We start from the raw sequence: 13,895 nt of genomic DNA, 5'->3' as shown, positions 1-13,895 counted from the left end.
GCGGCTGCAGACATGGTGGATTACGCCTTCGGCTAATCCACCCTACGAACTCTTGTGTTACCCGACGGGCAAAACACCCAGCCGCCGGGTCAATCCGCGCCCGCGAAAATATTCGTCTTTACAGAAATTCGGCTTTGTCGCATTGTCGCGCCACCTCATCCCGGTCAGAGGGGCGCATCGCGATCGTCATGAAGCGCGGGATGGGTGGTGGTGGACGCAGGCAGCACCGGCGCGAAGGCTATCGCAGGGCGGGAAACCGTGAGCGATCACCGCGCGCACACGACCGGTGCAGCTTTCGCGTACGGCAAAACCGTGTCGTCCTGACGCCCGGGGTCTGTGCGTCAAGCCTTTGCGGTGATGCGGCGGCCCGACCGGGTGCGCACATCGATCATCCGCAAGGCGACGGGGGCAATAGTGCATCGCTCCCCGGGGAGAGCTCGGCATAAGCCGTAAAACCACTGCGCAGGGAAGGCCGGTTGTTGTGGCTTCACCTGTATGCCGCTGTGCAACTTCTTCCAGCGCATCTTAACGCACAGTGGACCGCGGGTGCCAGCCGGCACCCGGTCTTCCCTGCGCCCTCTGACACCTGAGGGCGGCGCCATGAAGCAAAGCTCGGGCGAGATTCGTCGCGAGACTGCACGCCCATGTTTGCTTTTCAAAAAGCACGCAAAACTTGTCGAAATTGACCATTATGCGCAGTGCGAGAGCGCGACCAAACGTCGTCATTCCCTTCTCATCTTGCGTGCGACTATACTGGCGCAATAATGCGGCTCTACGTTGTGACCGGGAATCAACCCGGTCCGCTTTCTGGAGGGCGACGGCGTGTTCGCTCGCGACGCTGCACTGGCAATCGCCATTGCTACCTTGGCCGCCATTGATGGTGCGGCCGCCCAAACGGCCAACCAGCCGCCGGATACGATGGCGGCGCGGGTGGAGGCGTGCACGCCCTGTCACGGCAACAAGGGCGAAGGCACCAGCGACGTCTATTTCCCGCGCCTTGCCGGCAAGCCGGCCGGCTATCTCTACAACCAGCTCCTCGCCTTCCGCAGCGGCCGGCGCAAATACCCGCCGATGAATTATCTGCTGGAGTTCCTGCCTGATCCGTATCTGGAAGCGATGGCCGAATATTTCGCCAGCGAGCATCCGCCGCTGCCGCCGCCCGCGCCGAGCGAGGTCAGCAAGGAGGTCCTGGCGCAGGGCGAGCTGCTCGCGACCAGCGGTGATGCCGGCCGCAACATACCGGCGTGCGTGAGCTGTCATGGCCCGGGACTCACGGGCATGCAGCCCGGCATCCCCGGCCTGCTGGGCTTGCGCGCCGCTTACGTCAGCGCGCAGCTCGGCGCCTGGCGCTATGGCACGCGCACCGCCAAATCGCCCGACTGCATGCAGTTGGTCGCAGGCCATCTGACGGAAGCCGATGTGACCGCCGTTGCGGCCTGGCTCGCGACGCGGCCCGCGCCCGCCAACCCGGCCCCCGTGCCGAAAGGCACCTATGCGCTGCCTTTCGGCTGCGGCAGCCAGCCCAACTGACGAGGCGGATGATGGGCTCGAAACTGTCGATCACGCTTCTCGCTCTCGCCGCGCTCACCACGGCAGCGCAGGCGCAGGACAAGAGCGACATCATCGCGCGCGGCGAATATCTTGCCCGTGCCGGCGATTGCACCGCCTGCCACACCGCGCCGGAAGGCCGCCTGTTCGCCGGCGGCCGCGCCATGCCGACCCCGTTCGGCACGCTCTACACCTCCAACATCACGCCGGACCCTGATACCGGGATCGGAAAGTGGAGCGCCGACGACTTCTACAAGACCATGCATAGCGGCCGCTTTCCCGACGGCGGGCTGATCTATCCGGCGATGCCGTTTGCGTCCTACACCAAGGTCACGCGCGCCGACACCGACGCGATCTTTGCCTATCTGCGCTCGATCGCGCCGGTGAACCAGAAGAACAAGCCGCACGAGCTGCGCTTCCCCTATGACAACCGTCAGCTCATCCTGGGTTGGCGCACGCTGTACTTCCGCGAGGGCGAATTCAAGCCGGATCCGGGCAAGTCGGCGGAATGGAATCGCGGCGCTTATCTGGTTGAGGGCCTCGGCCATTGCAGCATGTGCCATTCGCCGATCAACGCGCTCGGCGGCACCTCGCAATCGGACGCCTTCAAGGGCGGCCTGATCCCGATGCAGAACTGGTACGCGCCCTCGCTCACCTCCAATCGCGAGGCTGGCCTCGGCGACTGGAGCATCAAGGACATCACCGACCTGCTCCAGACCGGCGTCTCAATGCGCGGCGTCGTTTACGGTCCTATGGCCGAGGTCGTGCACAACAGCCTGCAATATCTCAACGACGAGGACACCCGTGCGATGGCGGTGTACCTCAAGGGCATCGCGGAGCCCTCGCCTTCGCCGCCGCCGAGCTCTGCGCTGCCGACGACCGAGAGCAGCCTGCTGATCAGCCTCGGCAAGACCGTCTACGACAAGAACTGCGCGAGCTGTCACGGCCTCCAGGGGGAAGGCAAGCCGCCGCACTGGCCGCCGCTCGCCAACAACCAGTCGATCGAGATGCAGTCGGCGGTCAATCCGATCCGCATGGTGCTCAACGGCGGCTATCCGCCGGGCACCAAGGGTAACCCGATGCCCTACGGCATGCCGCCCTTCGCCGGCCTCCTCTCCGACAACGAGGTCGCCGCCGTCGTCTCCTACATCCGCACCGCCTGGGGCAATCGCGGCACGCCGGTCTCGGCGCGCGAGGCCAACGAGCTGCGCTCCGCTCCGCTGAACTGAGATCCGCCAAAGGTCCATCATGTTCAATTCCGATCCGCCGACCAGCCCAGCCGCCGCCGACCAGGCCATCGAGGAAGTCGTTGCCGCGGGACCATCAGGTGCGATCGTGGTCGCCGGCATCGCCACGGCCTGCGTGGTCGCGATGTGGCTTGCGTTCTATCTGTTCGTCTTCCTGCCGCGCGGGTCGCTGCAATGAGCGCTGAGCAAACCCATGGTAGCGCCGAGGTCGCCGCCCGCGTCGAGCGGCGCTGGGCCACCATCGCCGTGATCATCATCGTGATGATGGCGCTGCTCGCGGCCTTCGCCGGGATTCATCGCGCGACCATGCCGCAGCCGCGCGTCGAGACCACCGACCCTTCGCGGCTGCATCTGTCCGGCGAGTTCGTCGAGAGCAATCTCGGCAGTGTGCTGGAGGCCAACGGCAATGTGACGGTGCGCGCGATCGGCCAGCAATATTCCTTCACGCCGGCCTGCATCGTGGTGCCCGCTGACACGCCGATCACGCTGCGCGCTACCAGCGCCGACGTCGTGCACGGCATCCTGGTCCAGGGCACCAATATCAACACCATGCTGGTACCGGGCTACATCTCCGAGCAGCTCATGCGCTTCACGAAGACCGGCGACTATCTGATGCCCTGCCAGGAGTTTTGCTCCTTCGGCCATGAGGGCATGTGGGGCAAGGTCAAGGTGATCGACAAGACCGAATTCGCAAACCGTGCGAAGGGTGGCGGGAGGCTGAGCTGTGTTGGCGAATAGGAAGCTCATCCTCGCCCATTTCTGGCTGGCCTTCGCCGTATTCGGCGTCGCGCTCACGCTCGGCGCCTGGCAGATGTTCATCCGCAGCCCGATCGGGACCTGGCTGTCCAATCCCGAGCTCTATTACCGTTCGCTGACCGCGCACGGCACGGTGATGGGCTACGTCTTCCCGACGCTGGTCGCGATGGGCTTCGGCTACGCCATCAGCGAGTCCGCGCTGGAGCAGCGACTGGTGGGCGTCCGCTGGGCTTGGGCCGGGTTCTGGCTGATCGTGGTCGGCGCGATCATGGCGATGGTCCCGGTCGCGCTCGGCCGTGCCTCGGTGCTCTATACGTTCTATCCGCCGCTGATCGGCAACGTCTTCTACTACCTCGGCGTCGTGCTGGTCGTGGTCGGCTCCTGGATCTGGGTCGCGTTGATGTCGATCAATCTGCGCGTCTGGCGCAAGGCCCATCCCGGCGCGCCGGTGCCACTCGCCATGTTCGCCAATGTCGCGGGCTCGTATCTGTGGGCCTGGACCGCGGTTGGCGCCGCGCTCGAGCTCTTGCTGCAGATCATTCCGGTTGCGGCTGGCCTGAAGGCCACCATCGATGCCGGCCTCGCCCGCGTGTTCTTCTCCTGGACGCTGCATGCCATCGTCTATTTCTGGCTGATGCCGACCTACATCGCCTATTACACCATCGTGCCGCGCGCGATCGGCGGCCGGGTCTTTTCCGACACAATGGCGCGGATCTCCTTCATCCTGTTCCTGGTGGTGGCGATGCCGATCGGCATGCACCACACCTTTGCCGACCCGCAGGTCGGCGCCGGCTTCAAGTTCATCCACTCGGCCTTCACGGCGCTGGTCGCGCTGCCGACGCTGCTCACCGTGTTCACGATCTGCGCGTCCGTCGAGATCGCGGCGCGCCTGCGCGGCGGCCGCGGGGTGTTCGGCTGGGTCAGGGCCCTGCCCTGGGACAATCCGATGATGCTGGCGCTGGCGTTTTCGTTCGTCATGCTCGGCTTCGGCGGCGCCGGCGGGCTCATCAACATGAGCTACCAGCTCGATGCGTCGATCCACAACACGCAGTGGATCACCGGCCATTTCCACCTGATCTTCGGCGGCGCCATCGTGATCATGTATTTTGCGATCGCCTACGACCTGTGGCCGCATCTGACCGGGCGCGAGCTGATCGATGTCCGCCTGATCCGCACCCAGCTCTGGCTGTGGTTCGTCGGCATGATCGTCACGACCTTCCCGTGGCACTGGGTCGGCATTCTCGGCATGCCGCGCCGCATGGCCTATTTCGACTTCGGCGATCCCGCGATCGCGCCGCAGGCGCTCTCGGTCACTTTCTCTGCGATCGGCGGCTTCATCCTGCTGGCATCGGGCATCATGTTCATCGTCGTCCTGGCGCGCGGCATGCGTGCGCCCCAGGTTGACGCCGGCCCGTACCGCTTTGCACTGGCCGTGCACCAGCCGGCGACCGTGCCGGTCGCGCTCAACACACACGCACTGTGGGTGGCGCTGATGATCGCGCTTACGCTCACCAACTACGGCTACCCGATCCTGACGCTGGCGCGGACCGAAGGCACCTCGGTGCCGGCCGTCTATGTGGGAGCGCAGTGATGAGCGCCCGCGACCTCTTCACCTTCAGCAACCGCCATTTCACCGTCGGCGTCGGCATCACCGCTGCGATCCTGATCGTGACCACGATTGTCGGCTTCATCGTGCTGCCCTTCGCGCAGCCCTGGGTGCAGTTCGCCAATGTCTGGGATGCGATCTGCAGCGCCGCCGGCGTGCCGCAACGCGCGGCAAGCGTCACGGCGCCCGAGCAGAGCAAGCGCCTGTCCGGGGTCGTGCTCACGTCGAACACGCTGTCACGTCCGAGCCAGGAGGCGATCGGCCGTGGCGCGACGCTGGCGCAGCGTTGCGCGATCTGCCACGGGCCGACCGGCGTCAGCCGCGCAGACTCGCCCAATCTCGCCGGCCAGTATGCCGCCGTGATCTACAAGGAGCTGCACGATTTCCGCACCGGCGCGCGCAGCAACGCCGTGATGTCGCCTTTCGCCGTCAATCTGACGGATCAGGAGATCACCGATCTCTCGAACTATTACGCCTATCTGCCGCGGCTTCCGGCCTATCACCCGACGCCGCAGCTGCCGAAGCCTAACATCGTCATCTACGGCGCGCCGATGCGCGGGATCGCGCCCTGCGGCTCCTGCCATGGCAGCCTCGACAACAAGACCGGCAGTCCGTGGCTCGAGGGCCAGTCCGAGGCCTACATGAAGGCCCAGCTCCAGGCCTTCGCGTCCGGCGAGCGGCGCAACGACATCAGCCAGCAGATGCGCAACATCGCGCGCGCGATGACGCCGCAGGAGATCGAGCAGGCGGCAGCGTACTACGCCTCGCAGCCGCCGGATGTGGTGAAGGCGGTGGATTGAGGGGGCACGCCCGACTCCTCTTCGTCATTGCGAGCGCAGCGAAGCAATCTAGACTCTTTCCGCGGAAGCAGTCTGTATTGCTTCGTCGCAAGTGCTTCTCGCAATGACGGCGGAGGGAGCCTACGACGACGCCAGCTTCGGCCGGCCGTAGATCGCATCCGCCCGCTTCTCGAACGCAATGGAGAACCGCGCGAACGCGGCGTCGAACATCGAGCCCATCAGCATCGCCAGCATGCGGCTCCTGAACTCGTAGGCGAGGAAGAAACCGACGTCGCAGACGCGCTCGCCCTCCTGTTGGCCCTTGGGCTCGAACGTCCAGCGATTTTCGAGATTACTGAAGGGACCTTGCAGATATTCGACCAGGATCTTCAGATTGGCGCGGTCGAGCGTCACGCGGCTGGTGAAGGACTCCTTGACCAGCTTGAACGACACCGTCATGTCCGCGACCAGCACCTCGGTGCCGTCGGGTTTCGCCATGCGCTGACGGACCTTGAGCGCGCTGCACAGCGGCACGAACTCCGGGTAGCGCTCGACGTCGGCGACCAGATCAAACATCTCGGATGCGCTGTGATTGACACGGCGCTTGCTGGAAAATTTGGGCATGGCGGTTCAGCGGGCGCTAGCTGCCCGCGCGGCCTTCAGTCTCGCAAAATCCTCGCCGGCATGATGCGACGAGCGGGTGAGCGGGCTCGCCGACACCATCAGGAATCCCTTGGTGTAGGCGACCTTCTCGTAGGACGAGAACTCGTCCGGCGGCACGTAGCGCATCACGGCGTGGTGCTTGCGGGTCGGCTGGAGATATTGCCCGATGGTCAGGAAGTCGACCTCGGCCGAGCGCAGATCGTCCATCACCTGCTGCACCTCGTGGCGCTCTTCGCCGAGGCCGACCATGATGCCGGACTTGGTGAAGATGGTGGGATCGAGCTCCTTGACCCGTTGCAACAGCCGGATCGAGTGGAAATAGCGCGCGCCGGGCCGCACCGTGAGATAGCGCGACGGCACGGTCTCGAGATTGTGGTTGAACACGTCGGGCCGCGCCGCGACCACGACCTCGAGCGCCCCCTCCTTGCGCAGGAAGTCCGGCGTCAGGATCTCGATCGTGGTCGAGGGGCACGCAGCCCGGATCGCACGGATGGTCTGGGCAAAATGCTCGGCGCCGCCATCAGCGAGATCGTCGCGGTCGACGGAGGTGATGACGACGTGGGCCAGCCCCAGCTTGGCGACGGCCTCGGCGACGTTCTGCGGCTCGGCCGCATCCAGCGCATTGGGCAGGCCGGTCTTGACGTTGCAGAAGGCGCAGGCGCGGGTGCAGGTGTCACCCATGATCATGAAGGTCGCGTGCTTTTTGTCCCAGCACTCGCCGATGTTCGGGCAGCCCGCCTCCTCGCACACCGTGTGCAGGCCGTTGGCACGCACGATGTTGCGGGTGTCGGCATAGCCGCGGGTATTGGGCGCGCGCACGCGAATCCAGTCCGGCTTCGGCGGCGAAGCGGAGTCGGGGCGATTCACCTTTTCGGGGTGACGCGGGCGCAACGGGTTCGAGATAGTGTCGACAATAACGACCATGGGCTGTCCGGTCTGTTCAGGTCCTACCTAGTCGGTCTGGCTGCCTGCCGCAACCCGGCTCGCGCCGCTTCAGGGAACATGGCAGATATGGGCAATATCCTGCTCAGTTCTCAGGCGATTCTCACCTCGAATGGCTCCAGTCTCGAACGCCTCCACACCGCGGCTCGGCAAGGCGCTGAAGCGGTCCTTTTTCGACCGCGACGTTCGCGAGGTCGCGCCCGACCTGATCGGCGCCACCATGCTCGTGGACGGCGTCGGCGGGATCATCGTCGAGGTCGAGGCCTATCATCATACCGAGCCTGCGGCGCACTCCTACAACGGCCCGACGCCGCGGAACCAGATCATGTTCGGCCCGCCCGGCTACGCCTACGTCTACCGCTCCTACGGCATCCATTGGTGCGTGAACTTCGTCTGCGAGGAGGCAGGCTCGGCGAGCGCCGTGCTGATCCGCGCGCTGGAGCCGACCCACGGCATCGCCGCAATGCGCCGTCGCCGCCATCTCCAGGACCTTCACGCGCTGTGCTCGGGCCCGGGCAAGCTCACCGAAGCGCTCGGCATCACCATCGCGCACAACACCCTGCCGCTGGACCGGCCTCCGATCGCGCTGCATGCGCGGACGGAGGACGTGGAGGTGGCGGCCGGAATCCGGATCGGCATCACCAAGGCGGTCGAGCTGCCCTGGCGCTATGGCGTCAAGGGCTCGAAGTTCCTGAGCAAGCCGTTTCCGAAGTGATCGTCATTCCGAGATGGTCCGAAGGACCAGACCCGGAATCTCGAGATTCTGACCTGCGCAATTGCGCACGTCAGTTCGATGCTGCGCGTCGCTCCGGAATGACAGCGAGATCACGACGCCTGCTTCAGCCGCTCCAGCGCCTCGAGCAGCTTGGCCTTGCGAGCCAGCGCCGCCTCACGCTTTTCGCGCTCCTCCTCCACGACCTCTTCGGCCGCATTGGCGACGAATTTCTCGTTCGCGAGCTTCGACTCGGCGCGCTTGATGTCGGCGTCGGCCTTGCCGATCTCCTTGTCGAGGCGAGTGCGCTCGGCAGCCACGTCGATCACGCCCTTCAGCGGCAGTGCGGCCACCTCGCCGCGCACCAGGAGCTGGACCGCGCCGTCAGGCGCGCGATCGGCGAACGAGATGTCGGACAGCCGTGCCATGCGCTTGATGATTTCGGTCCAGCGCGGCGCGCGTTCCTTGGTCTCGGCCGAGGCGCCCGCGAGCACCAGCGCCGTCAGCGTTGCCGGCGCGATGTTCATCTCGGCGCGCACCGAGCGGATCTGCGTCACGAGGTCGATCACCCAGCCGATCTCGGCTTCCGCCTTGGGATCGGTGAAGTCGGCATGGTCGAAGATCGGCATGATCAGTGCCGGCGAGATCAGCGGATCGGTCGGCCCGGCCGCCGCAGCGAGCATCGCGAGCTGCTCCGGTGTCGGCGCGGCCGGCTTCAGCGGCCATTGCGCCAGCGCGAGCAGGCCCTCGCGCTTGGCCGTGACCTCCCACAACTCTTCGGTGATGAAGGGCATGAAGGGATGCAGCAGCTTCAGGATCTCGTCGCGCGCCCAGGCGATCATGGCGCGGGTCTCGTCCTTGGCGGGGCCGTCCGGACCGAGCAGCACGGGCTTTGCGAGCTCGACATACCAGTCGCAATAGACGTTCCAGACGAAGCGATAGATGGCGCCTGCCGCATCGTTGAAGCGATAGGCTTCGATCGCTTCGGTCACCTCGCGCGTGGTGTGCGCGCTCTCATGCGCGATCCAGCGGTTCAGCGTCTCCTTGGCCTTCGCCGGCTCGAAACCGTCGGGCACGGCGCAATGGTTCATCTCCGCGAAGCGCGAGGCATTCCAGAGCTTTGTCGCGAAGTTGCGGTAGCCCTCGACGCGGCTGGTGGCGAGCTTGATGTCGCGTCCCTGCGCCGCCATCGCGGCGAGCGTGAAGCGCAGCGCGTCCGCGCCGTATTCGTCGATCAGGTTGAGGGGATCGATGACGTTGCCCTTCGACTTCGACATCTTGGCGCCCTTCTCGTCGCGGACGAGGGCGTGGATGTAGATCGTCGAGAACGGCACCTCCTTCATGAAGTGCATGCCCATCATCATCATCCGGGCGACCCAGAAGAAGATGATGTCGAAGCCGGTCACCAGTGCGTTGGTCGGGTAATAGCGCTGCACCTCGGGCGCGTCTTCGGGCCAGCCGAGCGTCGAGAACGGCCACAGCGCCGAGGAGAACCAGGTGTCGAGCACGTCCTCGTCGCGGGTGATGAAGCCTTCGCGCTTGTTGCGGTCGAGCGCCATCTCGCGGCCCTGCTCGGCCGTGATGACCTCCTGCTCGACGTAATAGCCGAGCGCGTGGCTGACGGCCTCCTCCTCGGTCTCGGCGACGAATACCTTGCCGTCAGGACCGTACCAGGCCGGGATCTGATGACCCCACCACAGCTGGCGCGAGATGCACCAGGGCTGGATGTTCTCCATCCACTCGAAATAGGTCTTTTCCCAATTCTTCGGCACGAACGTCGTTTCGCCCGACCGCACCGCCGCGATCGCGGGCTTGGCCATCGTCTTAGCGTCGACGTACCACTGGTCGGTCAGATACGGCTCGATCACGGTGCCGGAGCGATCGCCATGCGGCACCATGTTGGTGTGCGGCTCGATCCGCTCGACGAATCCGAAGGATTCCAACCGCTCGACGAGGCGCTTGCGCGCGGCGAAGCGGTCGACCTTGTTGAACTCCTCGGCAAACTGCGAGGCGCCTTCCGGCAGGTCACGCAGGTAATCCTCGTTGTCGAGGAGATCGAGACAGCCTTCCCTGTCGAGCACGCTGATGCGGCGCAGGCCATGGCGATTGCCGACCTCGAAATCGTTGAAGTCGTGCGCCGGCGTCACCTTCACCGCGCCCGAGCCCTTCTCCGGATCGGAATATTCGTCGGCGACGATCTTAATCTTACGGCCGACCAGCGGCAGGATCACGTTCTTGCCGACCAGCTTCCGATAGCGCTCGTCATCGGGATGCACGGCAACGCCGGTATCGCCGAGCATGGTCTCGGGCCGCGTGGTGGCGACGACGATGAAGCTCGAGGGATCCTCGGGGCTGAAAATCTTACTCTCGATCGGATAGCGCAGATACCAGAGGTGACCCTTGACCTCGGTTTGCTGCACTTCGAGGTCGGAGATCGCGGTCAGCAACTTGGTGTCCCAGTTCACCAGCCGCTTGTCCTTGTAGATCAGGCCGTCGCGATGGAGCTCGACGAACACCTTGATGACGGCCTTGGACAGGCCCTCGTCCATGGTGAAGCGTTCGCGCGACCAGTCGCAGGAGGCGCCGAGGCGCTTGAGCTGGTTGATGATGGTGTCGCCGCTCTCGGCCTTCCACTGCCAGACCCGCTCCAGAAACTTCTCGCGGCCCATCTCGCGGCGGCCGGGCTGCTGGCGCTCCATCAGCTGCCGCTCGACGACCATCTGGGTGGCGATGCCGGCATGGTCGGTGCCGGGCTGCCACAGCACATCGCGGCCGCGCATGCGTTCGAACCGGCACAGGATGTCCTGCAGCGTGTTGTTGAGGGCGTGGCCCATGTGCAGCGAGCCCGTCACGTTCGGCGGCGGGATCACGATGGTAAAGGGCACAGCGTCGCGGCGGTCGGGGCGGCCGGCCTTGAACGCAAGGCTGTCCTCCCACACGACGGACATGCGGGCTTCGATATCGGCGGGCTGGTAATTTTTCTCGATCATGGGCTGCTAGAAAGCCGCGCACGGGGGGCAAGTCAACGGGAAAGCCCGGCGGCGGACGGGCTTCCCGGCCCGGCCGGAACGCCGAGCATCCCGCCCAAGCGGGGCTTAATGAGGGCTCCGGCTGGGGTTCTACCTGCCGCCGCGCGAGACCCGCTCGATTTCGGCCTTCACGATGCGTTCAACGAGGCCCGGCAAATTGTCGTCGAGCCAGGATTTCAGCATCGGACGCAGCATCTCCTTGACCAGATCCTCCAGCGTCCGCGCATTGCTGCTGAGCACCGTGTGGGCCAGGGAGTTGAAGGCGGATTCGACCGCCGAGACCGTCGATTGCGCCAGCATCGGCTGTTGGGGCGGTAGCGGCGGCGCATCGAAGTCCACCGGCGCATAGGACGGTGACGGAGTCGGGCGCGGCGGCGGCGATTCGGCGAATTCCAGATCGTCGCGCGGCTCGACCTTGCGGAAGCTCGGCGGCGGTGGAGGCGGCGTCGGCTCCGGATCCATCGCCATCTCGTCGGTCAATTCGAGCACGTCGGGCTCGGGCTCCGGCTCTGGAGCCCGGACCTCGGGCGCAGGCGTAGCGGAGTCGAGCCCAGCCAGCAGCGCGTCGATATCGTCCTGGCTGTTCGGTCCAGCATCCGCCGCAGGCGCGGGCGGCGGCGCCGCTGCGGGCTTTGCGGCCGGCGGTGGTGCCGGTTTTTCGGCGGCAGGTTTTGCGGGTGCGACCTTGGAAGGCGGACTGTCGTTCATCGCTTGCGGCTTCGGCGCAGCTGCGGCGGGCGCGGGCTTGGCAGCTTCTGCCGGCGGCGGCTTGGCCTCGTCGTCAGCAATGATGCGCCGGATCGAGGCCAGAATCTCCTCCATCGAGGGTTCTGTGACCTTTGCAGGCTGCGTCATCTCCGACTCCACATCATCAACGCCCTCGCATGCGTTGTTTTACACCAAGCACGACAGGATTGGCCGGTTCCGGACGGACGCCCCGACATTTTCGTCGCGGCAGCCCGACTTGTCCCCAGTTCACGGCTCAACGTGCGGCGGTGCGCCCCTGCCCTCGGCACTCAAGCTTTACGCATACGACATCAAGTGCAGGGCGAATCGACCCGCATCTTCTTGGCAAGGCTATGTCAGGGATTTTGATGATTGCAAGCAAAGCACCGGTCGGCTTCCGCTGTTTGCGATGCCGACCGGATGACTACGGGACTTTAGCGTCCGTCAGGCGTGCGCACGCCGGCCCAGCTGTCGCGGACTTGATGGTAGTGAACGCTCGCATCGTAAACCGTGGTCGCAAGGCCGAGGACCTGCGGCGACAGACGGCCGACGGCGGCCAGGACCTGATAGGACGCGACCACGCGATCGTGCTGGGCGGTGACCAGTGCGACGCGCGCATTGACCAGTGCCTGCTGTGCGTTGAGCACGTCGAGCGTGGTGCGCTGACCGGCCTTGGCTTCCTCACGCACGCCGTTCAGCGCGATCTCGGACGCCGTGACCTGTGCCTGCGCGGACTGCACCTGCGCCTTGCCGGCCTGTAACGAACCCCACCACTGCACGACCGTCGCGCGGGTCTGGTCGCGGGTCGTTTCGAGGTTGAGACGCTGCTGCGCCAGGTTTTCCTTGGACTGGCGGATCAGCGAGTATGAATTGCCACCATCGTAGAGCTGCCAGTTGGCCTGCGCGATCGCGGAAGCGTTGAAGGCCCTGTATTGGATCAAGGACTGTTCGTTCCCCTGCGTGGCGGCAACCTGCAATGAGATCGTCGGCAGCAGCGCCCCTTCGGCGACCTTGACCTGCAAGAAATTGACGTCGATGCCGAACATCGCGGCCGTGACGTTGGGATGCTCGACCAGGCCGAGCTCGACTGCCGCGGCGAGTGAGGGAGGCAGGAAGCGATCGACCGGCGAGCCCGGCGCAAGATTCGTGGGCTCGTTGCCGATGATGCGGCGGAAGTTCGCGCGCGTCGTGGTGAGGTTCGCTTCGGCCGTGAGCGCCTGGGTCTTGCCGGCAGCCAACTGCGCTTCCGATTGAGCAACGTCGGTGCGCGTCACTTCGCCGACGTTGAAGCGATCACGCGTCTGCTTCAGCGTCTGCTCGAGCACGCGCACGTTGCTGCGCTGGACTTCGAGAGTGGCGGAATCGCGCAGATAGTCCATATAGGTCGTGGCGCCCTGGAGCAGCACACTTTGATCGAGGCTGCGCAGCGCTTCGCGGGATCCGGAGACCTGGCTCTCCGCAGCGCGCGTCCTGTTGGCGGTGATGTTGCCGTTGTAGAGCGTTTGAGAAACGGTCACGCCGACGCTACGCGGCACGGAGGGCCCGTTGATCGGTGCGTTGTTCGGCCCCGGTTGGCTCAGCGTATCCTGATATTGATAGCCGCCGTTCGCCGACAGCGCGACCCGGGGACGATAGCCCGACAAGGCCTGCGGCACGTTCTCGTCGGTCGAGCGCACCTGGGCGCGCTGCGCGTTGAGCTGCGGATTGTTCTGATAGGCGCGCACCAGCGCGGCCTCGATGGTGTCCGCCAAGGCAGGCGTCGGCCCGGCAAGCGCCAGCAGCAGGACCGAAACTGCAGCTCCGGTGAACAGCTTCACCCCATGCATCCAAAAATTCCGTTCATCTAACGCCCGGCTCGTGCCCGCGAGCTGGGTTACCGTCTACCGA

12 protein-coding genes are annotated in these 13,895 nt (G+C 65.3%); 7 read left to right on the top strand and 5 right to left on the bottom strand.

The window, feature by feature from the left end; translation table 11 throughout:
* The first annotated feature begins 822 nt into the window (after positions 1 to 822).
* From NLM15_RS22110 to NLM15_RS22085, 6 genes are read left to right on the top strand one after another with little or no spacing between them, the layout of a single operon-like run.
* A complete protein-coding gene (locus NLM15_RS22110; protein ID WP_254119371.1) occupies positions 823 to 1,530 on the top strand; it encodes a c-type cytochrome in 708 nt (235 codons plus the stop codon).
* Positions 1,531 to 1,541: 11 nt separating this feature from the next.
* Positions 1,542 to 2,777, top strand: coding sequence for a cytochrome c (locus NLM15_RS22105; protein WP_254119369.1), 1,236 nt, complete (start codon positions 1,542 to 1,544; stop codon positions 2,775 to 2,777).
* 19 nt (positions 2,778 to 2,796) lie between these two features.
* Complete coding sequence (locus NLM15_RS22100; RefSeq protein ID WP_254119367.1) at positions 2,797 to 2,973, top strand: hypothetical protein; 177 nt, start codon at positions 2,797 to 2,799, stop codon at positions 2,971 to 2,973.
* A complete protein-coding gene (locus NLM15_RS22095; RefSeq protein WP_254119365.1) occupies positions 2,970 to 3,533 on the top strand; it encodes a cytochrome C oxidase subunit II in 564 nt (187 codons plus the stop codon). The genes NLM15_RS22100 and NLM15_RS22095 overlap by 4 nt, the downstream gene beginning before the upstream one ends.
* Entirely contained in the window at positions 3,520 to 5,142 is a 1,623-nt protein-coding gene (locus NLM15_RS22090; RefSeq protein ID WP_254119364.1) for a b(o/a)3-type cytochrome-c oxidase subunit 1, read from the top strand. Before NLM15_RS22095 ends, NLM15_RS22090 begins: the two co-directional genes overlap by 14 nt.
* Positions 5,142 to 5,957, top strand: a complete 816-nt coding sequence (locus tag NLM15_RS22085; protein ID WP_254119362.1) for a cytochrome c — start codon at positions 5,142 to 5,144, stop codon at positions 5,955 to 5,957. Before NLM15_RS22090 ends, NLM15_RS22085 begins: the two co-directional genes overlap by 1 nt.
* A 120-nt stretch (positions 5,958 to 6,077) precedes the next feature.
* On the opposite strand, the gene NLM15_RS22080 is transcribed toward NLM15_RS22085, so the two are convergent.
* Both NLM15_RS22080 and lipA read right to left on the bottom strand, forming a co-directional pair.
* Entirely contained in the window at positions 6,078 to 6,560 is a 483-nt protein-coding gene (locus tag NLM15_RS22080) for a type II toxin-antitoxin system RatA family toxin (protein ID WP_254119360.1), read from the bottom strand.
* A 6-nt stretch (positions 6,561 to 6,566) separates the two neighbouring features.
* The gene (gene lipA, locus NLM15_RS22075) at positions 6,567 to 7,523 is read right to left on the bottom strand and encodes a lipoyl synthase (protein ID WP_254119358.1); all 957 of its coding nucleotides are present in this window, start codon (positions 7,521 to 7,523) and stop codon (positions 6,567 to 6,569) included.
* Between the two features lie 130 nt (positions 7,524 to 7,653).
* On the opposite strand from lipA, the gene NLM15_RS22070 reads away from it, so the two are divergent.
* On the top strand, positions 7,654 to 8,256 hold the full coding sequence (locus NLM15_RS22070) for a DNA-3-methyladenine glycosylase (protein WP_254119356.1): 603 nt from the start codon (positions 7,654 to 7,656) through the stop codon (positions 8,254 to 8,256).
* A 110-nt stretch (positions 8,257 to 8,366) separates the two neighbouring features.
* Here NLM15_RS22070 and NLM15_RS22065 read toward each other — a convergent pair whose 3' ends face one another.
* The 3 genes from NLM15_RS22065 to NLM15_RS22055 form a co-directional block, all read right to left on the bottom strand.
* Positions 8,367 to 11,243 carry a valine--tRNA ligase gene (locus NLM15_RS22065; protein ID WP_254119354.1) on the bottom strand — a complete coding sequence of 959 codons (2,877 nt, stop codon included), beginning with the start codon at positions 11,241 to 11,243 and terminating at the stop codon, positions 8,367 to 8,369.
* Positions 11,244 to 11,372: 129 nt separating this feature from the next.
* Positions 11,373 to 12,137 (bottom strand): PopZ family protein, encoded by a 765-nt coding sequence (locus NLM15_RS22060; protein ID WP_254119352.1) that lies wholly within the window; start codon positions 12,135 to 12,137, stop codon positions 11,373 to 11,375.
* 305 nt (positions 12,138 to 12,442) lie between these two features.
* On the bottom strand, positions 12,443 to 13,834 hold the full coding sequence (locus NLM15_RS22055) for a TolC family outer membrane protein (RefSeq protein ID WP_254119350.1): 1,392 nt from the start codon (positions 13,832 to 13,834) through the stop codon (positions 12,443 to 12,445).
* Between the last annotated feature and the right edge of the window lie 61 nt (positions 13,835 to 13,895).

Source organism: Bradyrhizobium sp. CCGB20 (genome assembly GCF_024199855.1).
Lineage (GTDB): Bacteria > Pseudomonadota > Alphaproteobacteria > Rhizobiales > Xanthobacteraceae > Bradyrhizobium.
Note: the sequence above shows the minus strand (reverse complement) of the source record. Positions and strands in the feature narration are given on the sequence as shown.

Bases quoted from the DNA above. Each gene is read 5' to 3' on its own strand.
- NLM15_RS22105 (WP_254119369.1), top strand. From the start codon at position 1,542: ATGGGCTCGAAACTGTCGATCACGCTTCTCGCTCTCGCCGCGCTCACC.
- NLM15_RS22100 (WP_254119367.1), top strand. From the start codon at position 2,797: ATGTTCAATTCCGATCCGCCGACCAGCCCAGCCGCCGCCGACCAGGCC.
- NLM15_RS22095 (WP_254119365.1), top strand. From the start codon at position 2,970: ATGAGCGCTGAGCAAACCCATGGTAGCGCCGAGGTCGCCGCCCGCGTC.
- NLM15_RS22085 (WP_254119362.1), top strand. From the start codon at position 5,142: ATGAGCGCCCGCGACCTCTTCACCTTCAGCAACCGCCATTTCACCGTC.
- NLM15_RS22080 (WP_254119360.1), bottom strand. From the start codon at position 6,560: ATGCCCAAATTTTCCAGCAAGCGCCGTGTCAATCACAGCGCATCCGAG.
- lipA (WP_254119358.1), bottom strand. From the start codon at position 7,523: ATGGTCGTTATTGTCGACACTATCTCGAACCCGTTGCGCCCGCGTCAC.
- NLM15_RS22070 (WP_254119356.1), top strand. From the start codon at position 7,654: ATGGCTCCAGTCTCGAACGCCTCCACACCGCGGCTCGGCAAGGCGCTG.
- NLM15_RS22065 (WP_254119354.1), bottom strand. From the start codon at position 11,243: ATGATCGAGAAAAATTACCAGCCCGCCGATATCGAAGCCCGCATGTCC.
- NLM15_RS22060 (WP_254119352.1), bottom strand. From the start codon at position 12,137: ATGACGCAGCCTGCAAAGGTCACAGAACCCTCGATGGAGGAGATTCTG.
- NLM15_RS22055 (WP_254119350.1), bottom strand. From the start codon at position 13,834: ATGCATGGGGTGAAGCTGTTCACCGGAGCTGCAGTTTCGGTCCTGCTG.